A 19,643-nucleotide genomic window follows, 5' to 3' on the forward strand; every position below is an offset into this window, starting at 1 on the left:
GGGATTTCGTTGAACGTCGATGCGCCGCATTTTAACGTGCGGCGCAGCGCTTCCCCTTCCGCTTCATGACACGTTCAACGCGCGGCGGCCGTGCGCGTGCGTGCCTTGGCTCCGGCCCGGGTCTTCGGACGGCCGCGGCGCGTGGCCTCGCCGGTCCGTTCGACGGTGAAGCGGAAGGTCCGCGTCAGCCGTTCGCCCGGTTCGAGCGCGGTCATGCCGTGCGCTTCGGCGCCGCCGGGCAGGTTCACTGCGTTGATCGGGTGATCGACCGGTTCGAAGCAGAAGAAATCCTCGCCGGGCGGCGCATAGAGCACGTAGTAATCGGTGTCGGCGGCGATGGTCAGCGACAGCCGCCGCTTCGGCCACAGCACGCTGGTGCGCCCGCTCCAGCCGGTGAAGGCGTTGTTCACCATGGCGGTGGGCATCGGATAGGCGACGCCGAATTGCCACGCGGGCGGCGCCGGCACGTGCCGCACGGGAAGCCAGTCGTCGCCGCACAGCCACAGGCCGCCCGCCGCCGCCGAGAGTTCGGTGTCGGCCTCGCGCATCAGGAACGGATGCAGGCCGAGCCCGAAGGGCAAGACGGCGTCGCCGGCGTTCTCGATCTCGAGCGTGACGAGGAGGCTCGCTTCTTCCAGCGCAACCATCTGCGCCGCGCGAAAGGCGTACGGCTTGCCGTCGCTGCGATCGAGCGTCAGCCGCACGCGTCCGCCGTCCTCGCCGTCCGCGCGTCCCTCATTTTCCACGTCCCACGCGCCGAGCCAGCCGTCGCCGTGCAGCGGCAGCGGTTCGCCGGCACGGTTGCAGGGCACGTCGATGGCGCGGCCCGAGAACTGGAAGCGCCCGTTGCCGATGCGGTTCGAATACGGCAGGAGCGGATAGCACGCGAGCTGATTGGGATCGGTGTCGGGTCCAGGCTCGATGCATGGCCGGAAGATCGGCACGAGCGCGCCTTCGTCGCGCCAGTCGAAGCGCGTGATGCCGCCGCCCAGCGCGGGTGCAAGTTCGAGCCGGAGATGCGCATTGGAGAGCGTGATGCAGCCTTCGGTGCGCGTGCCGCCCATGGCGATGACGGCCGTGGCCGGACCCGGCCGCACTGGCGGTTCGGTGGCGGCGGCCAGACGCGAGCGGCGCGCCTGGGCTTGCAGCTGGGACGTCGATGCAGGATTCGGTCTGGGTTCTGTGCGGGCAACAGTCATGACGCGTGCTCCATCGAGAGGCGAAAAACCCGGCGCGGCCGGGACGGGTCGGGCGGCGCGTCATCGCGCGCCGCCTCGAATGCTGTTGTCAGGCGCGGCCCGCGAATGCCGTTTCCGGGAGGCCGCGCACGCCGGGCGTCGCGACGAACACGCCGCCTGCGTGGGCATCGCGACGCAGTGCGTCGTCATCGAGCCCGATGCGTGCGCTCGTCACGAACAGTGTGGCGAAATCCGGGCCGCCGAACGCGGTGCAGCTCGGCTGCGTGGTGGGCACGTCGATGCGTGCCGTCTCGCGGCCGTCGGGTCCGTAGCGGACGACGCGCGCGCCGCCCCATTGTGCGTTCCAGAGGCCGCCGTCGGCGTCGACGATGGAACCGTCCGGCACGCCGGTCATGTCGGTCAGTTCGACGAACACGCGGTCGCCGGTGAAGTCAGGATAGTGGCACGCGCGGATCTGGCGCGTCGGTGAATCGCAGTAGTACATGGTCTTGCCGTCGGGCGCGAAGCCGATGCTGTTCGAGATCGCGCACGCGCCGAGCGGCAGTCGCTCCAGCGCAAGATCCGGGTTGAGCCGATAGAACCCGCCCACGGCTTGCGCGTCTTCGACGTCGTGCTTGGTGCCGAACACGAAGCGTCCGTCGCGGTCGCAGCGGCCGTCGTTGAGACGGGTGGGCAGACCGGCTTCGACTTCCATGATGGTGTCGATGCGGCCGGTTGCGATCTCGTAGAACGCGAGCCGCGACGCGAGGCCGAGCAGCAGAAAGCGCGTGTCGGCGCAGGGCGTGAAGCACGCGAGGCGCTCGGGCATGTCGAACGACTCGCTCGAACCGTCGAGCGGATTGCAGCGCCATAGCCGGGCGCCTTCGATGTCGGTCCACCAGAGGCGGTGGCTGGCCGCGCACCAGGTTGCGCCTTCGCCGAGGGCGCATTGGCTGTCGACCAGGAGCCGGGCATGGGAGGTGTCCATCAGGCCCAGCCTCCGTCCACGATGATGTCTTGTGCGGTGATCATGGCGCTGTCGTCGGAGGCGAGGAAGAGCGCGGCGCGCGCGAGGTGTTCCGGCAGCAGTTCCCCGCCGATGCATTGGCCTTGCTTGATGGCTTCGCGGCCGGCGTCGTCGAGCCAGAGGCGCTTTTGTTTTTCGGTCATGACCCAGCCTGGCACGAGCGTATTGACGCGGATGCCGAACTTGCCGAGATCGCGGGCGAGGCCGCGTGTCATGCCTTGTACCGCCGACTTGGCGGTGGTGTAGACGGGGAAGTTGCCTTGCTTGAGCATCCAGCTGATGGAGCCCAGGTTGATGATGGAGCCGCCGCCGAGTTGCTTCATGTCGTCGATGACCGCCTGTGCGGCGAAGAACTGATGACGGATGTTGACGGCGATGCCTGCGTCGTAGGATTCGGGGGTGACGTCCTCGATGGCGTGGCGTTTGTCGTTGGCGGCGTTGTTGACGAGCACGCCGATGGGGCCGAGGGTGCTGCGGACGTCGGCGATGCCTTTGCGCAAGGCGTCAATATCGGTGAGGTCGACGTTCAGGAACGTCGGGCGGGTTTGGTGTTGCTGCAATGCCGCGCCGAGGCGGTCGGCGAGTGCTTCTCCCGCTTCTGTGTTGATGTCGAAGAAGGCGACTTTCGCGCCTTGGGCGAAGAAGTGTTCGACGAAACCCTCGCCGATGCCGGTCGCGCCGCCGGTGATCAGGATTGTTTTGCCTGACAGGCTGGGGTAGGTGGCAAGTTTGGGTTCGGGTTGGGGCATGGTTTTGAGGTCAGTGGATGGGTTGGTTTGCCCCTCGCCGGGGCGGGGGTCTTCGCTTGCGGCCCTTCGCGTGGTCTGTTTCTCTCGCCTGCGCTTCTATGGACTTCCCGGTTTCGCGTCGGTCTATTAGCACTGCCCCTCCCCAGGGCGAGGTTCTGCGCTTGGCCCTTCGCGTAGTCTGTTTCTCTCGCCTGCGCTTCTATGGACTTCCCGGTTTCGCGTCGGTCTATTAGCACTGCCCCTTCCCGGGGCAAGGTTCTGCGCTTGGCCCTTCGCGTGGTCTGTTTCTCTCGCCTGCGCTTCTATGGACTTCCCGCTTTCGCGTCGGTCTATTAGCACTGCCCCTCCCCGGGGCGGGGGTAACTTTCTTTGCTGCTGCAAAGAAAGTCACCAAAGAAAGCAGCTTTTTTCTCGCCCAGCGTCATTTAGCGGCACGACACAGAACCATGTTTCTGGCACTGCAGTAGAGAGTGCCCTCATAGGCCACACCGGGCGTGGATCGCGGACCCACTATGCAACCGCGCCCTCAATCAAACTGGTACAGCCCCTCAAAGCTCCGGCGCTGCGCTACGCGCCGCCGACCGGTCAATCAGGGATGCCAGTGCACTCTTGCTAACGCGTCCATCTCATTGCTCCTGCGTCCCCTGCCTCCCGCCGGCTTCCCTTGCATACCTTACGGCAGCGCGTAGCGCTGGGCCGGAATTTTCAGGTGCTGCACCAGTTCGTTAAACGGCAGTTTGTCTCAGTGGGTCCGCGATCCACGCCGGGTATGGCCTGTGAGGGCACTCTCTAGTGCCGGGCCAGTGAGGCATTTCTGTGTCGTGCCGCTAGTGGACCTTGGGCGGTAAGAAAGCTGCTTTCTTTGGTGACTTTCTTTGCAGCGGCAAAGAAAGTTACCCCCGCCCCGGGGAGGGGCAGTGCCAATAGACCGACGCGAACACAGGTATTCCATAGAAGCGCGAGCAGAGAACCAAGCGCAAGCAGAAGCAAAACATCAATCCCGCGAACCGCGATTCTTCAACTGATCGAGCAAGACTGCAGCAAGCAAAATCGCCCCTCTCACAAGATACTGATAAAACGCATCGATATTGAGAAGATTCATCACATTCTCAACCGTGCCCATAATGAGCACGCCAATCACCACGCCAGAGATCGTCGCCCGTCCGCCGAGCAGCGACACACCCCCCAACACACAAGCCGAGATCACGTTGAGCTCGAATCCTTGAGCAGCATTCGGCTGCCCCGACGTAATCCGCGATGCAAGAATCACCCCCGCCAGCGCCGTCACCGCGCCTTGAATCAAAAAGATCCAAACCCGCGTCCGCTCGACATTAATCCCCGCAAGCCGCGATGCCTCCGGATTACCCCCAATCGCCAGCGTGTTACGCCCATACACAGTCTGGTTGAGCAATACGCCAAAAACGATGAAACACGCAAGCGTGACCCAGATCGGCAGGGAAATCCCGAACATCGCAAGCCCGCCAAGCGCAATGAATGTATCCGACGACACACCCACCGCCTGCCCGTGCGACACGATAAAACCCAGTCCACGCACGATCTCCATCGTGGCCAGCGTCGTAATCAGCGCGTTGATCCGCAAGTACGCAATCACCGCCCCATTGACGAAGCCGATCACCGCACCCGCCGCCACCGCCGCAACAATCGCAATGGCCGTGTTATCCGTCGCGTTCAACACCATCGCGCACAACACACCCGCAAACGCGATCGTCGAACCCACCGAAAGGTCAAAGTCCCGCGACGCAAGACAGAACATCATCGTGCACGCGACCATGCCGATCTGCGAAATCGACAGCGCCAGACCCAGCATGTTCTCGATCGAAAAGAAGTGATCGACCGTCAGCGACATCGTCACGAACATCACGACGAAGATCACGATCAAACTGTATTCCGTGATCTGCTGCCACCACTTCTGCTTGTCACTCTTCTGCGGGATCAGCGTGCTCACCACCGTCTCGGCCGCCTGCCCCACGATGTTTTCTCTGGCTTCCATGTTTGACTCCTCTCTTGTCCTGTTCCGTCGCCGTCCGCCCGGCTCACGCCGCCTGCGCGACGCTGTCCGACTGCGGCAGCGCCAGACTCAGCACCGCCTGTTCATTCGCCTTCTCACGCGGCAGTTCGCCCGCAATGCGCCCCTGCCGCATCACCACGATGCGATCCGACACACCCAGCACCTCCGGCAACTCCGACGAAATCATCACGATCGCGCAGCCACGCTCCGCAAGCTGATAGATGACGTTGTAGATCTCATGCTTCGCGCCGACATCGATGCCGCGCGTCGGCTCATCGAGAATCACCACCTTGAGATCCGGCTCCGCCAGCCAGCGCGACAGAATCGCCTTCTGCTGGTTGCCGCCCGACAAAAAGCGGATGCGCTGCCGGCGGCTCGGCGTCTTGATCTTCAGCAAGTCGATAAACCGGTCCGCCGTCTGCGCTTCCTTCTTCCGGTCGAGAAACAAACCGCCACGCAGATAATGCCGCCGGCACGAAATGTTGATGTTCTCGGCAACCGTCGCCATCGCGACAATGCCCTCCTCCTTGCGGTCCTCCGGACACAGCACGATGCCGTGACGAATCGCCTCGCCGGTGCTGCGCACCTTGATCGGCTGGCCGTCGAGCGCAATCGCGCCGTCCTTCTTCTTGTCCGCGCCGTAGACGAGATGCATCAGTTCGCTGCGGCCGGCACCCACCAGCCCGAAGAACCCGACAATCTCGCCACGCTTCACCTCGAAGCTCGCCGGCGCGCTCAAGGCAGCGCCCTGCACGTTCTTCACCGAGAAACGCACGTCGCCGAGCGGCCGCGCGCGGTAGTTGTAGATATCGCTGATCTCGCGGCCGACCATCTCCTGCACCAGCGTGTCGCGCGGCACGTCGGCGAGCGACAGATGCGAGGCGATCTTGCGGCCGTCGCGGAAAATGGTGCACGCGTTGCACAGCTCGTAGATCTCGTCCATGCGGTGCGAGATGTAGATCAGCGCACGGTTGTCGGCCTGGAGATCGCGCACCAGCTTGAACAGCACCTCGGTCTCGCGATGCGAAAGCGAGCTGGTCGGCTCATCCAGCGCAATCACGCGCGCATTGCGCAGCAGCGCCTTGCAGATCTCCACCATCTGCCGCTGCGCGATGGAAAGCTTGCGCAGCTTCGCGTTCGGATCGAGATCGACGCCCATCGCCGCGAGCCGTTCGGCCACGTGCTTCCGCGCCGCGCGCTTGTTGACCCAGCCGAGCCGGTTCGGCAGCGCGCCGAGCAACAAGTTCTCGGACACCGTCAGGTCCGGCACGTACTGCAATTCCTGGTGAATCACCGCGATGCCCGAGGCGATCGACGCCGCCGCGCTCGCGAAATGCACTTCCTTTTCATCGATGAGCACGCGCCCCGAATCGGGCTGGTACTCGCCGCCGAGAATCTTGAGCAAGGTCGATTTGCCCGCGCCGTTCTCGCCCATCAAGCCGTGAACTTCGCCGGCGTTGACGTCGAACGACACGCCGTCGAGCGCGCGCACACCTGGAAACACCTTGCCGATATTGTCAAACCGCAGCGTCGCTGACACATCGCCTCCTGATTTCATCGGCGGGCCACGCATGCGCGGCCCGCTTGCTGCACGAAAGTCTTAGTTCGATGCCAGACCCATTTGCTGACGCACCGACGCAACGTTGTCACGCGTCGCCAGCATGCCGGTCGTGAGCGTCAGCGGCGGCGGCGCCTTGCCGTCCTTGATCCATGCGTACATCAGTTCGGAGGTCTCTTCGCCGTGACGCTTCGGGCTGATGATGACGGTGCCGAAGAAGCCGGTCGGGTTCGGCTTCTTGAACTCGTTCAACGCCGAGTCCGAACCGCCAATGCCGATGCCGATCATGTTGTCCGCCTTGAAGCCCCGGCCTTCCGCCGCGCGCACCGCGCCCAGCACGCCTTCGTCGTTCAGCGCATAGGCCACCCAGTGCTTGAACTGCGGGTTCTTCGTCAGCGCGATGTTGGCCGCGTTGAAGGCGTTCTCGGTGTCGGTCTTCGCCTGCGGCGCCATCACGATGTTCGCCTTCGGGAAGCCGGCGGCGACCAGCGCGTCGGTGGCGCCGGAGGTGCGGTCATGCGCGGTCGGCAGCTGTTCGTAAGTCACGTCGATCGCGCCGACATCCTTCATGTCCCAGCCGCGCTTCTTGATCTCGGCGGCAATGCCGTCGCCCACCTGCTTGCCGATGTTGTAAGCCGAAATGCCCATGTGCGGCACGGATTCGATCGGCTTGCCCGAGCCGTCGACGAGACGGTCGTCGACGGTCATCATCTTGAGCTTGTCGGCCTTCGCCTTCGCGACGATGCCCGGCCCGAGCTTCACATCGGGCGTGCAGATGATGAAGCCCTGCGCCTTCTGCGCAGCGAGGTTGTCGATGGCGCTCATCACCTTCTCACCCGACGGCGCGCCGATCTTCACGAGCGTGAAGCCCTTCTCCTTCGCGGCCATTTCGGCGAACTTCCACTCGTCCTGGAACCACGGCTCTTCCGGCTGCTTCACGAGGAAGCCGATCTTGACGTCGTCGGCGGCCTGCGCGACCGGCGCCGCGATCATGGAGGCGCTCGTGGCCGTGGCGGCAGCGATCAGCGTGAGGAACAGTCTGCGTTTCATCTTGTGTCTCCTGACTTTTTCCGTTATTTCAAAGATGCCCGCGTGCGGGCGCTACGAAGCTACGAAGGTGTGCGGCCGCTTTTTCTCATGTGTGATGTCGCACAGCGGCCAGTGCGTCATTCGTCCGGATCTGTCTTCTGCATCAGTCGTGATACAGCGCGCTGCGCCCGCCATCCACCGTGATGCAGCTCGCGTTGATGAACGGCGCCTCGTCGGACGCCAGGAACACCGCCGTCATCGCCACTTCGCGCGGCTGGCCGATGCGCTTCATCGGCTGCAGGTCGAGCGTCGCCTGGCGCGCGGCCCGCGGATCGTCCTGCGCATCCCACCAGTCCAGCGTCAGCTGCGTCTCGATGTAACCCGGCGCAATCGCATTCACGCGCACGTTGTTCGGCGCGTACTCGATGCCCAGCGCACGCGTCAGGCCGATCACGCCGTGCTTCGCCACCGGATACGGAAAGCAGCCCGGAATGATCTTGAAACTGTGCGTCGACGCAATGTTCACGATGCTCCCGCGCCCGCGTTCCACCATGCCCGGCAGCACCGCGCGGCAGCCGTTCCACACGCCGTCGAGATCGACGGCGAAGCAGCGGCGCCAGTCGTCGTCGGTCATGGTGAGCGGATCGCAGAACACGTTGATGCCCGCGTTGTTCACCAGCACGTCGAGCGGGCCGAGCCGCGCTTGCGCCTGCTCAACCGTGTCCTGCACCGACGCGCTCTGCGTCACGTCCGTGCGCAGCGCGATCACGCGCGCATGGTTCGTTTCCGCCGCAATGCGTTCGGCTGTGGCCTGCGCGGTGTCGATGTCGAGTTCCGCCAGCACCACCGCGGCGCCCTCGCGCGCGAAGGCCAGCGCGATCGCCGCGCCGATGCCGCGTCCCGCGCCGGTGACCATCGCCACCTTGCCGGCGAGGCGGCTCATTTCTTTTCGCCTCCATGTTCACGTCGCGCCAGCGCCAGCCCGTCGATGAAGGCCTTCGCGTGATGCGCGGTCACTTCGGCGCTCTGGCCCGGCTTGTACAGCGCCGAGCCCAGACCGAAACCGTTCGCGCCGGCCGTCAGGAACGGCCCCATGTTGTCCGGCGCAATGCCGCCAACCGGCACCAGCGGCACCTCTTTCGAAATCACCGCGCGCCAGGCCTTCGTCACGGTCGGATCGAGCTGCTCGGCGGGAAACATCTTCAGCACGTCCGCGCCCGCTTTCAGCGCGAGAAACGCTTCGTTCGGCGTCGCGACGCCCGGCGCGCACGCCATGCCCTGCGCCTTCGCGGCACGGATCACGTCGGCGTCGCTGTGCGGCATCACGATCAGCTCGCCGCCCGCCGCCTTCACGTTGTCGACGTAGCTCGGATGCAGCACGGTGCCCGCGCCGACAATCGCGTCGTCCGGCAGCGCCTGGCGGATGGCCGCGATGCTGTCGAACGGCTGCGGCGAATTGAGCGGCACCTCGATGATGCGAAAGCCCGCCGCATAAAGGGCGCGGCCGTGATCGGCGGCTTCGGCCGGCGTGATGCCGCGCAGGATCGCGATCAGCGGACAGGCGGCGAACGCCTTGGCCAGGCCGCCGTGCATGCCGTACGGCGCGGGCAGATTGATGGGAGGCTGCATGTCTCGTGACTCCATCTCAGGCCGCGCGCGACGGCGCGGACACGAGCCCGGCCTGCGCGGCAATTCGGTAAAGGCCGTGCTCGGTGGCGTGCGCGACCGTTCGTGCCTCGTGGCAACCGTAGCGCGCCAGTGCGGCGCGATACCGGTCGCACAGCGCGTCGTTGCCGATCAGGCGCAATGTCTTGCCCGCCAGCGCGCCCTGTTCGCGCACCAGCACTTCGTTGAGGCCGCGCAGCTCGTGTCCGATCAGCAAGCCCGACAGATAGTCCGACTGCTGTTCCGCCGTCAACTGGCCGGTGAGGCCGAGCGTGCGCGTGCTGAAGATCGTCGCGAGCACGCCCGGATGACCGGCGTCGCGCGCCGTATCGACGCCGCGCAGGAACGCCGCTTCGTCGTGCGTCGCGCTCGGATGCATGGTGCGGCCGAGGATCGTGTGGTCGCGCAGTGCGCCGAAGGTCTCGCCGGTCATGAAGGTATAGAAACGCTCGATGCGGTCCTGCCCGACGAACGCCCATTTGGCGTGCGTGCCCGGCAGGCCGATCAGCGCGCCGCCGGCGGCGCCCAGCGACGGTTCGCTCGCCAGCGCGCCGAAGATCTGGGTTTCCTCGCCGCGCATCACGTTGGGCAGCGTGCCGCGTTCGAGCACGCCGGGCACGACATGCAGCGCGACGCCGCGCGCCGTCCGCACCGTCACGATGCCGCCGACGAGCGCATCCGCGCCGGCCGGTGTTTCGACGTAAGGCACCTCGACCCAGCCTTGCGCGCTGCCGACCATGCCCGCCGCGATCACCGGCAGCTTCGGATGCGCATCGAGCCACGCGCCGCAGGTGTCCTCGAAGGCCTGATCGAAGCCGCCTTCGGGCAGTTTCATGATGCCCGCCGACGAGGCGCGCGTGTCGAGCGCGCCGGCATCGCCGCCGAGCAGATAAGCGCGCAGCGAGGTCGTGCCCCAGTCGAGCGCGATGAGTGCGGGTCCGGACGCGGTTGCGCTCATCGCTTGATCCTGCGCGACGGCTGCGGCGCGCGCCAGCCGAGTTCCTCGGAGATCGCGCGCGCCTCGCGCTGCACGACCGGAATCAGTTCTTCCATGCGTTCGTGCGGCATGTACGGAATCGTGCTCGCCACCGACAGGGCCGCGACGATCGACCCGGACGCGTCCCGCACCGGCGCCGCGACGCAGCGGATCGACGCTTCGTTCTCTTCGAGATCGAAGGTGAAGCCGCCTTGCGCATAGCGCGTCATGCGTTGCAGGAAGGTGTCGAAGTCGGGGCGGTTGTCGGGCTTGAAGCTGGTTTTCGCCAGCACGCGATGCGACGCGTCGAGCAGCCGCTTCCACGCGTTCGCTTCGAGGTCGAGCATCATCGCCTTGCCGATCCCCGTCGATGCCAGCGGCATGCGGTGCCCGACGCGCGAACGCATTTCCAGCCCGCGCGTGCCCGGAATCTTGTCGATGTAGAGGACGTCGTCGCCGTCGCGCACGCCGAGGTGAATGGTGTCGTGCGTATGGTCGGCGAGCGCCTGGAGATGCGGACGCGCGACCGCGGTCAGCGGCATCTGTTCCAGCGCGATCGTGCCCAGTTCGATCAGCTTCGGCCCGAGCAGATAGCCGCCCTGCACCTGGCGCAGATAGCGCGCCTGCACCAGCGAACTCACCAGCCGGTGCGTCGTGCTGCGCGTGGTGCCGAGCGCGGCGCCGAACGAGCGCAGATCGCGCGCGCCGTTGGCGGCAGCTTCTAGGATCGCGAGGCCGCGCAGCAGAGTTTGCGTACCGGCCTGCTGCGGCGTGATGTCGACGAGCGCGCTCGGCAGCGCGATCGCGTCCGGATCGGGCGCGTGGCGCGCGGCGCCGCTGCCGTTGCGTTTCAGGTCCGGAGCGCTCGCGGGAACGGCTTGCACGTCGGCGGCGTCGGTTTCGGGATTCTGGAACTGAGTCATGGCGCGGATCTCCTGTCGAATCACGAAGCGCGGCGAGCCGCGAATGACGGCGTCATCGCGTGCAACGCCGAAACCGCATGGCCCGACCAGGAAGTGTGCGCTGCCTGCTTGCCGGACGAAGGTGTCCGGTGCGAAGGTGCCCGCGAACGCGGGCAGGCGATCGATTGCATGACGTGTCTCCGTTGTTCTTGTCGCGTGCCGGGCGCCGCTTGGGCGGTCGATCCGGCGGCACGCGAAGTGCCGTTTGCCAGCTTTGGTCGGATTGTAGTTCTCCCCGTTTGATTTATTCAATATGTGATCGAGCGACTCACATAATGGGAGTTCAGTGTGTGACGAGTCGCTTTTCAAAAACAAAAAAGCCCTGATGAATCAGGGCTTTATCGTGTTTATCGAGCTTCAGCTAAAACTCATTGCGGCAGTTCTGCGGCGCCCATCCGGCGTGCGATCACGCCTGCTCGCTGCGACAGATACGGCGCGTTGCGATGGTCGTCGAAATACTTCGGGCGCGGCAGCATGACGGCAAGCCGGGCGCTCTGCCAGGCGGTGAGCTTCGCCGCCGAGGTCTTGTAATAGTGCTGGGCCGCCGCTTCCGCGCCGTACACGCCGTTGCCCCACTCGACCGAATTCAGATAGATCTCGAAGATGCGTTCCTTGTCCATCCAGAATTCGAGCATCCAGGTGATGACCAGCTCCTGCGCCTTGCGCACATAACTCTTCTCACGCGACAACAACAGGTTGCGGGCCAGCTGCTGCGAGATGGTCGAACCGCCCGCGACGATCTTGCCGCGCGTCTTGTTCTTCTCCCACGCCTGCAGGATGGCGTCGGTTTCGTAGCCGTTGTTGTTGACGAAGTTGGCGTCCTCGGACGCGATGATCGCGCGCTTCAGATTGCGCGAAATCTGGTCGTAGGGAACCCAGGTGCGCTGCAGCGTCACGCCCGGATGCGTTTTGGCGAGCGTCCATGCGTCGCTGCGCATGAAGGCTGTCGGTCCGGGATTCACCACCGTCCAGATGCCAACCTGCGCGAAGAACCAGACTTGCGTGGCGAAGAATGCGATACCCAGCACCGAGACGCCGTAGGCAATCCAGCGCGCCGGCCCGAGCCGCACCTCGCGGCGGCTCCGGGCGCTGCCCGATGGCGTACGGCCGCCGACCGGCGCGGTGGTCATCAGGCTTTCGCGGCCAGCGACTGGCGCAGCTCGCGCAGCACCGCGCCGCCGTCGGGACGCACGCCCCGCCAGACGAAGAACGATTCGGCGGCCTGCTCGACCAGCATGCCGAGCCCGTCCGCCGCGCGCGCGCCGAGCTGCGACGCGTGCTGCATGAAGACGGTGGGCTGCGCGCCGTACATCATGTCGTAGGCCAGCGTGGCCGTGCCGAAGGCGCTGTCGTCGCACTCGGGCAGCGCGGCATCGAGACTGCCGGCCGTCGCGTTGACGATCACGTCATAGGCGCCGCCCTCGACACTCGCCGCGCCGCCGCCCGAGAAGCGCACGCCGCAATCGGCCGCATTCTGCGCGAACTGGTTGACGAGCTGATGCGCCTTCGACGCCGTGCGATTGACGATGGTGAGCGCAGCCGGCGCGCGTTCGAAGATCGGCAGCACGACGCCGCGCGCCGCGCCGCCCGCGCCGAGCAGCAGGATGCGCGCGCCCTTCAGGCTCACGCCGAGATTCACTTCGATGTCGCGCACGAGCCCGACGCCGTCGGTGTTGTCGCCACGCACGCCATCGGGCCCGAACGCCAGCGTGTTCACCGCGCCCGCCGCGGCGGCGCGCGGCGACAGCGAATCGGCCAGCGCGTGCGCTTCGAGCTTGAACGGCACCGTGACGTTCAGGCCACGCCCGCCTGACGCGATGAAGCGCCGCACTTCAGGTTCGAAGCCGCCGAGCGGCCCGAGCATGCGGCCGTATTCGACCGGCTCGCCCGTCTGCACGGCAAACCGTGCGTGGATCCACGGCGACTTGCTGTGCTCGACCGGATTGCCGATCACCGCGTAACGATCTTTCATGATCCGCTCGGCTCCGAGGGTTGCGGCGCATCGTCAGGGGCAACCGGCGGTTCCGTCGACGCCTCCGCCGACGCCTCCGCCTCGCTTTGCGCCGAGAGATCGTCGGCTTCGATGATCTCTTCTTCGGCCTCGTCTTCCTCGGCCGGTGCGCTGACGGACGGCGCATCGATCACGTGCAGCAGGCGGCACGACGCCTCGACCGTCAGCTCATCGGTCGAGACGACTTCCAGCATCACGCGCGTGCCGCGCGCATGCACGCCGAGGCCCGGCACGTGCAGCATCAGCGGAATTTCTTCGAGACGCACGAGATCGTCCTTGATCACCGACGCCGGCACCTGCTTTTTATTCTCCTGCCTGAGCCAGCGCAGGCACCAGAAATACTCCATGCGGCGCTGATGATCCGCGTAGGCGCTGTAGGTGTCGTCGAAACCCTGCACGACAGCGAACAGATCCGCGTCCTTCGGCTTGAACGGCGCGGCCAGCTTGGCCATCACGCCGTGCTGCACGCAGGCGAGCAGCTGCCATTGATTGACGAGGTCGACATAGCGGCGCAGCGGCGACGTGCTCCACGCATATTGCGCGACGCCCAGCCCTTCGTGCGGCGCGGGCGTCGTCTGCATGCGCGTGCGCTTCGGACCAGGACCGCCGAAGCCGCGCTGCGAACGGTAGATGCCCGGCACGCCGTGGTCGTTGAGAAACGCGCCCCACGACGAATTCGCGAGAATCGCCAGTTCCGCGACGATCAGGTCGAGCGGCGAACCCCGGCGGCGCGGCGTGATCGTGATGTGCTCGCCGTCGACATAAAAGTTGAAGTCGTTGTTGCGCTGCACTTCACGACGCAGGCCATAGCCGGCGCGCGCTTCCTGGCGCTTCTCGAACAGCGCCTGCGCGAGCGGCCACAGCACCGCGATATCGTCCTTGTGCGGATACTCGCCCGTACCGGCGGCGAGACTTTCCTCGGTGACGTGCTCATCGAGATGGTTGTGGCGCAGGTTGCTCTTCACGAACACGCGCTCGGCGCGCGTCTCGGTGGCGACGATCTCCTGCGTCTCGCGATTCACGATGATGTACAGCGACAGCGCCGGACGCAGCCCGCCCTCGCCGAGCGTGAAGACCTCGACGACGTTGTCCGGCAGCATCGTGATCTTGTCGCCCGGCATGTAGACGGTGGACAGGCGCCCGCGCGCGATCGCGTCGATGGCGTCGTCGCGCGTGATGCCGAGCGCCGGCGCCGCGATGTGGATGCCCACGCGCACGCGGCCATCGGCGAGATGTTCAACGGAGAAGGCATCGTCGATTTCAGTCGTGGTGACGTCGTCGATGGAGAACGCCTGGACGTTCGCTTCCGGCAGATCCTCGGGCAGCGGCGCCGGCTGCACCGCCGGAAAGCCGATGCCATGCGGGAAGTGCTCCGACAGGAAACGCGCCTCGTGCAGCGCGCGCGGCGACGCGATGCCGCCGCATTCGAGCATCAGCCGCGCCTGCGAAATGCCGCGCGCGGCGGCGGCCGCCTCAAGCGCCTTGTACTCACTGGAATTCTTGTCCGGCTTCGTCAGGAGCCCGATGGCCTTGCCCTTCAGCGCGTCGGGCAGTTTGCCGGCCTTGAGTTCCTCTTCCCAGCCCTGCTGCACGAGCGCCTGCTGCCGCTTGCGCTCGAGCGAGGCGAGCGCCATCTGCAACTGCTCCTGCGGCGCGCGCTGATACTGGCCGCGGCCCTTGCGCCGGAAGTAGACCGGCGAGCCGTGCATCCGCAGCACGAGCGCGGCGCGTTCGGCGGGACCGAACTTGTCGCCGAAATAATCCGCGCCGAGCGTGGCGAACGGAAATTCCTCGTCGGGCGCGCATTCCCACAGGAAATCGAGATCGATCTCCTGCGCGATCGCGTCGGCCTCCTGCATCAGGTCGCCGGCGGCGGGCTTGTCGAATTCGATCAGCACGTCCTTCGCCCGCACCTTGGCGCGGCGTCCGCCCGGCAACTCGACCTGGAACGCGTCGCCCTGCTTGGACAGCACCGATCCGGCCTTGAAACTACCCGATTCCTCGAAGAAAACGTTCACTCAATACTCTCGTCAGACAGTGGACCGGAACGCAGACCGATTAGGTTTTGCCCGCGCGCCGGTGGTTGAATGGGTTCGACCGCCCGGATTCACGCCGCGGCGGGCGTGACCAGCGGCGGCGGCGCCTGATCGCAGAACGCGAGCACGTCGGCGAGATGCGCCGGAAAGTCGCTGATCGCATGATCGCCGCCCTGAATCAGCGTGGTGCGCACGCCGGGATAGTGGTCGAGCATCGTACGGTAATCGAGCACTTCGTCGCCCGTCGCCGCGATCAGGAAATAGCGTTCGGGCCGCGTGATCCGGTCGACCGCGAGCGCGCGCAGTTCGTCGAGATGACGCGGCAGCACGGTGATGCTGCCGCCACCGTGCCACAGCGGCTGTTCGCCGAGGAAATGGCTCAGGTCGCGCTGCGGCACGACGGCCGGATTCAGCAGCACGGCGCGCCAGCCATGTTTCTCCGCGAGATACGTAGCGTAGTAGCCGCCGAGCGAACTGCCGACCACCGTCACGTCACGCGCCGCTTCGTCCGCCACGAGCGACTCCGCCAGTTCGACGGCATCGGACGGCGAGACCGGCAGCGTCGGGCACCGCCATTCGCCGAGCCGCCCGAGTTCCGCGAGGCGCGCATGCATGACGCGCGCCTTGAAGGACTGGGGAGACGAACGAAAGCCGTGCAGGTAGAGAATCACGCCCGTCCTCCGGCGCCGCGCGCCGAAAGCGCGTCGAGCAATTTCTGATGGACGCCGCCAAAGCCGCCGTTGCTCATGACGAGCACGTGGTCACCGGGACGCGCGGCGGCCGCGACCGCCTTCACCAACGGTTCGATTTCGTTGAACGCCCGCGCCTTGTCGCCGAGCGGCGCGAGCGCGTCGGCCAGATCCCAGCCGAGCTTGTCGCGGCCTTCGCGTGCGCCGTAGCCGAATACCAGGTCTGCACCGGCAAGGCTGGCGGGAAGCTGCGCCTTCATCGTGCCGAGCTTCATCGTGTTGGAACGCGGTTCGAGCACGGCCAAGATGCGCGACTCGCCGATGCGCGTGCGCAGTCCGGCGACGGTCGTGTCGATGGCGGTGGGATGATGCGCGAAGTCGTCGTACACGGTGACGCCGTCGACGCTGCCCTTCACTTCCATGCGCCGCTTGACGTTGCGGAAGCTGCCGAGCGACTTCACGGACTGCGCCGCCGGCACGCCCACCGAGCGCGCCGCCGCGATAGCCGCGAGCGCATTCATGCGGTTGTGCTCGCCCTGCACCTGCCAGTCGACCACGCCCTGACGCTCGCCTTCCCAATACACGGCGAACTGCTCGTCGACGGCCACGCCGTCTTCAGCGGGCAACGCCTCCCAGCCGCCTTGCACGCCGAAGCGCTCCACGCCCGACCAGCAGCCGCGCGTCAGCACGCGTTCGAGCGCCGCTTCGCGCCCGTTCGTCACGACGCGCCCAATCCCGGGCACGGTCCGCACGAGATGATGGAATTGCGTTTCGATGGCGGCGAGATCCGGGAAGATGTCGGCGTGATCGAACTCGAGATTGTTTAGCACGGCGGTACGCGGACGGTAGTGGACGAACTTCGAGCGCTTGTCGAAGAACGCCGTGTCGTATTCGTCCGCTTCGATGACGAAGAAGCTCGAATCGGTCAACCGCGCCGAAATGCCGAAATTGAGCGGCACGCCGCCGATCAGGAAGCCCGGGTTCATGCCCGCGTCTTCCAGCAGCCAGGCGAGCATCGAGCTCGTGGTGGTCTTGCCGTGCGTGCCGGCCACCGCCAGTACCCACTTGCCGTTCAGCACATGCTCGCCGAGCCATTGCGGGCCGGACGTGTACGGCAGTCCGCGATCGAGGATGGCCTCCATCAGCGGATTGCCGCGCGTCACCACGTTGCCGATCACGAACAAGTCCGGCTCCAGCGCCAGCTGCTCGACCCCATATCCCTCGATCAACTCGATGCCCTGCGCTTCGAGCTGCGTGCTCATCGGCGGATAGACGCCCGCGTCGCAGCCAGTGACCTTGTGGCCCGCTTCGCGCGCCAGGACGGCGAGTCCGCCCATGAAGGTGCCGCAGATGCCGAGGATGTGGATATGCATAAAGCGTGTCGCGCCGCGCGGGCGATTCAGTGCGGAAAACAGGGAATGGCGCCTGGTTCGAGGCCCTTGCGGGAGCGCGCCGGAGAGAGGCTATTGTAACCGAGCGAACTCCGCCGCCCGGCGTCCGCGGCGGTGGTGTTCGCAGCCGGCCAAAATGGCTGCCTGCTGTTATCTAGTATCATTTCGGCATGGTTCGCAAATCACATTTCGATCCGCAGCGCGTGCGCGAGGAAATCGCGATCGCCGCCGCGAGAATGATCGCCGAAGACGGTCTCGACTACGCCACCGCCAAGCGCAAGGCCGCGAAGCAGGTGGTCGGCGAGACGAAGATCGGCGGCGAATTCCTGCCTGATAACGACCAGATCGAAGAGGAAATCCGCGAGTACCAGGCGATTTTCCAGAGCGACAGTCAGCCGGCGGTGCTCCGCCGCATGCGTGAAACCGCGCTCGACTGGATGGAGCGGCTCAAGCCCTTCGATCCCTATCTGACCGGCGCGGTGCTGAACGGCACGGCAGGCGAACATTCGGATGTCCATCTGCAATGCTTCTGCGACAACCCGAAGGAAGTCGCCATCTACCTGCTGAACAACAACGTGCAATACGACGTTTCGGAGACGCGGCATTTTGCCGGGCGCGGCTACGTCGAGACGCTCAGCTTCCTGCAGCGCACGCCGGGCGAGGAACCGGTCGGCGTGCACATCGCGCTGTATGATCCGGACGACCTGCGCGGCGCCGTGCGCGCGGACGGCCGCGGGCGGCTCGCGCGCGCCAATGCCGCCACGGTCCGCTCGCTGCTCGATTCTCCCGATGCGCCGCCGCTCGAAATCGGCGGCTGACACTTTTCCGGACGCTCATGAACACCACACGCATTCTCGCGGCCCTCGTCGTCGCGGTCGCCGCAACGGCCGGCGGCTTGTACGCGAGTCACGTTTTCCACGGCAATGACAGCGAGGCCGCGACACCTGCCAACAGCAGCGCGAGCGCCGGCAGCCCCGTCGAACAACTCTGGAAGACGGCGCCGCCGGGCGCGGCGGGCACGTCGCAACCCTTGTCGGCATTCAAGGGCAAGCCGGTGGTCGTCAACTTCTGGGCCTCGTGGTGCGGGCCGTGCGTCAAGGAAATGCCGGAACTGTCCGCGCTTCAGCGCGAGTACGAGAAGAAGGGCATCACCTTCATCGGCCTGGGCGTCGACAGCGAAAAGAACGTCAACGACTTCCTCAAGAAAGTTCCGGTGGCCTATCCGGTCTATGTCACCGGTTTCGGCGGCGCTGATCTGGCGCGCAGCTTCGGCAACAGTGCCGGCGCTCTGCCTTTTACCGTCGTGATCGATGCAAAAGGCACCGTTCGTTCAACAAAATTAGGCGAAGTGGACAGCGCTGAACTTAAACGCACTCTCGACAGCCTGTAAAATTTGACTCTATGCTGCGCGCGGATTGCATTAAGTAAGCCGCGAGTTAGGGTACATTACGGCGATCTTGAGCCAAATTCGAGATGAACCGTTGGCGCACGCGGTAATTTGTCCCGCGCCGGAGAGTTGGCCCAAACGGTAAAACTAGACAAAATTCTCTAAACGGCGCTAAAGTGCGCCCAATTCCGCACAACCCGAAGCGACCATGACGACTCTGCCGGTGCCGCGCGCTTACCTCGACGTCAGAGCCATCATGCACGTTCCCTTCGGGCAGGCGCGCCGGAACAGCGACGCCGCTGTTGCACCGGCTCGCGGCTGAAGCAGTCAGAGCACCCACAAATCAAGTCAAGCACCGGGCAGCCCGGTCTCCAAGTATTGAAAGGGGATTTTTCGATGGACCTTCGTAAACTCAAAACGCTGATCGACCTCGTCTCGGAATCCGGCATCTCGGAGCTGGAAGTGACGGAAGGCGAAGGCAAGGTTCGCATCGTCAAGAATGCCGCGCCCGTGTACATGCAGGCGCCGCAACAGTACGCGCCGCAAGCGCCGATGCAGTCGGGCCAGCACATGGGTGCGGTCAGCGAAGCCGGCGCCCCGGTTGCCGCCGGCGCACCGGCCGCAGCCGTGCAGGGCCACGTCGTGACCTCGCCGATGGTCGGTTCGTTCTACCGCGCACCCTCGCCGGGCGCAGACCCGTTCGTGCAGGTCGGCGATACGGTGAAGGAAGGCCAGACGCTGTGCATCATCGAAGCCATGAAGCTCCTGAACGAGATCGAGTCCGACAAGGCCGGCGTCGTGAAGGAAATCCTCGTCGAGAACGGCCAGGCGGTGGAATACGGCCAGCCGCTCTTCGTCATCGGCGACTGACGCGCCGCCGCGCCGGATGCGCCGCTTCTTCGTCGAACGCAGCCTGAACGCGCGCACTTTGCCCATGCCGTCGCCATTGCTGTCCG

18 protein-coding genes are annotated in these 19,643 nt (G+C 65.6%); 3 read left to right on the forward strand and 15 right to left on the reverse strand.

Annotation, left to right across the window (positions count from 1 at the left end):
- Positions 1-74 precede the first annotated feature (74 nt).
- The 15 genes from QCE64_RS10680 to mpl form a co-directional block, all read right to left on the reverse strand.
- The gene (locus QCE64_RS10680) at positions 75-1,199 is read right to left on the reverse strand and encodes an aldose 1-epimerase (RefSeq protein ID WP_309918458.1); all 1,125 of its coding nucleotides are present in this window, start codon (positions 1,197-1,199) and stop codon (positions 75-77) included.
- Positions 1,200-1,287: 88 nt separating this feature from the next.
- Positions 1,288-2,166: an SMP-30/gluconolactonase/LRE family protein gene (locus tag QCE64_RS10685; RefSeq protein WP_310003735.1), complete on the reverse strand. Its 879-nt coding sequence runs from the start codon at positions 2,164-2,166 to the stop codon at positions 1,288-1,290.
- The gene (locus QCE64_RS10690; RefSeq protein WP_309918465.1) at positions 2,166-2,954 is read right to left on the reverse strand and encodes an SDR family oxidoreductase; all 789 of its coding nucleotides are present in this window, start codon (positions 2,952-2,954) and stop codon (positions 2,166-2,168) included. Before QCE64_RS10690 ends, QCE64_RS10685 begins: the two co-directional genes overlap by 1 nt.
- Before the next feature lie 994 nt (positions 2,955-3,948).
- Positions 3,949-4,965 (reverse strand): L-arabinose ABC transporter permease AraH, encoded by a 1,017-nt coding sequence (gene araH, locus QCE64_RS10695; RefSeq protein WP_310003737.1) that lies wholly within the window; start codon positions 4,963-4,965, stop codon positions 3,949-3,951.
- Between the two features lie 43 nt (positions 4,966-5,008).
- Positions 5,009-6,523 carry an L-arabinose ABC transporter ATP-binding protein AraG gene (araG, locus tag QCE64_RS10700; protein WP_309918471.1) on the reverse strand — a complete coding sequence of 505 codons (1,515 nt, stop codon included), beginning with the start codon at positions 6,521-6,523 and terminating at the stop codon, positions 5,009-5,011.
- 60 nt (positions 6,524-6,583) lie between these two features.
- On the reverse strand, positions 6,584-7,591 hold the full coding sequence (locus QCE64_RS10705; protein ID WP_309809827.1) for an arabinose ABC transporter substrate-binding protein: 1,008 nt from the start codon (positions 7,589-7,591) through the stop codon (positions 6,584-6,586).
- A gap of 142 nt (positions 7,592-7,733) precedes the next feature.
- Positions 7,734-8,513 carry an SDR family oxidoreductase gene (locus tag QCE64_RS10710; protein WP_309918474.1) on the reverse strand — a complete coding sequence of 260 codons (780 nt, stop codon included), beginning with the start codon at positions 8,511-8,513 and terminating at the stop codon, positions 7,734-7,736.
- Positions 8,510-9,199: a 2-dehydro-3-deoxy-6-phosphogalactonate aldolase gene (locus QCE64_RS10715; RefSeq protein WP_309931030.1), complete on the reverse strand. Its 690-nt coding sequence runs from the start codon at positions 9,197-9,199 to the stop codon at positions 8,510-8,512. The genes QCE64_RS10710 and QCE64_RS10715 overlap by 4 nt, the downstream gene beginning before the upstream one ends.
- A 16-nt stretch (positions 9,200-9,215) precedes the next feature.
- A complete protein-coding gene (locus QCE64_RS10720; RefSeq protein WP_310003739.1) occupies positions 9,216-10,193 on the reverse strand; it encodes a 2-dehydro-3-deoxygalactonokinase in 978 nt (325 codons plus the stop codon).
- Complete coding sequence (locus QCE64_RS10725) at positions 10,190-11,134, reverse strand: IclR family transcriptional regulator (protein WP_309931035.1); 945 nt, start codon at positions 11,132-11,134, stop codon at positions 10,190-10,192. Before QCE64_RS10725 ends, QCE64_RS10720 begins: the two co-directional genes overlap by 4 nt.
- Positions 11,135-11,541: 407 nt before the next feature.
- Entirely contained in the window at positions 11,542-12,303 is a 762-nt protein-coding gene (gene mtgA / locus QCE64_RS10730) for a monofunctional biosynthetic peptidoglycan transglycosylase (protein WP_310003740.1), read from the reverse strand.
- Complete coding sequence (aroE, locus tag QCE64_RS10735) at positions 12,303-13,145, reverse strand: shikimate dehydrogenase (RefSeq protein WP_310003741.1); 843 nt, start codon at positions 13,143-13,145, stop codon at positions 12,303-12,305. Before aroE ends, mtgA begins: the two co-directional genes overlap by 1 nt.
- Positions 13,142-15,202, reverse strand: coding sequence for an RNB domain-containing ribonuclease (locus QCE64_RS10740; RefSeq protein WP_309918493.1), 2,061 nt, complete (start codon positions 15,200-15,202; stop codon positions 13,142-13,144). The genes aroE and QCE64_RS10740 overlap by 4 nt, the downstream gene beginning before the upstream one ends.
- Before the next feature lie 89 nt (positions 15,203-15,291).
- Entirely contained in the window at positions 15,292-15,891 is a 600-nt protein-coding gene (locus QCE64_RS10745) for a YqiA/YcfP family alpha/beta fold hydrolase (RefSeq protein WP_309918496.1), read from the reverse strand.
- Complete coding sequence (gene mpl, locus QCE64_RS10750; protein ID WP_310003743.1) at positions 15,888-17,282, reverse strand: UDP-N-acetylmuramate:L-alanyl-gamma-D-glutamyl-meso-diaminopimelate ligase; 1,395 nt, start codon at positions 17,280-17,282, stop codon at positions 15,888-15,890. The genes QCE64_RS10745 and mpl overlap by 4 nt, the downstream gene beginning before the upstream one ends.
- A gap of 188 nt (positions 17,283-17,470) precedes the next feature.
- On the opposite strand from mpl, the gene QCE64_RS10755 reads away from it, so the two are divergent.
- The 3 genes from QCE64_RS10755 to accB all read left to right on the forward strand — a co-directional run bounded on the left by QCE64_RS10755 (position 17,471) and on the right by accB (position 19,557).
- A complete protein-coding gene (locus QCE64_RS10755) occupies positions 17,471-18,118 on the forward strand; it encodes a UDP-N-acetylmuramate--alanine ligase (protein ID WP_309918501.1) in 648 nt (215 codons plus the stop codon).
- Between the two features lie 17 nt (positions 18,119-18,135).
- Positions 18,136-18,690 carry a TlpA disulfide reductase family protein gene (locus QCE64_RS10760; RefSeq protein ID WP_309918502.1) on the forward strand — a complete coding sequence of 185 codons (555 nt, stop codon included), beginning with the start codon at positions 18,136-18,138 and terminating at the stop codon, positions 18,688-18,690.
- Between the two features lie 393 nt (positions 18,691-19,083).
- Positions 19,084-19,557 (forward strand): acetyl-CoA carboxylase biotin carboxyl carrier protein, encoded by a 474-nt coding sequence (gene accB, locus QCE64_RS10765; protein ID WP_309918504.1) that lies wholly within the window; start codon positions 19,084-19,086, stop codon positions 19,555-19,557.
- Positions 19,558-19,643 lie beyond the last annotated feature (86 nt).

It is taken from the genome of Caballeronia sp. LZ043, from assembly GCF_031451075.1.
Lineage (GTDB): Bacteria > Pseudomonadota > Gammaproteobacteria > Burkholderiales > Burkholderiaceae > Caballeronia.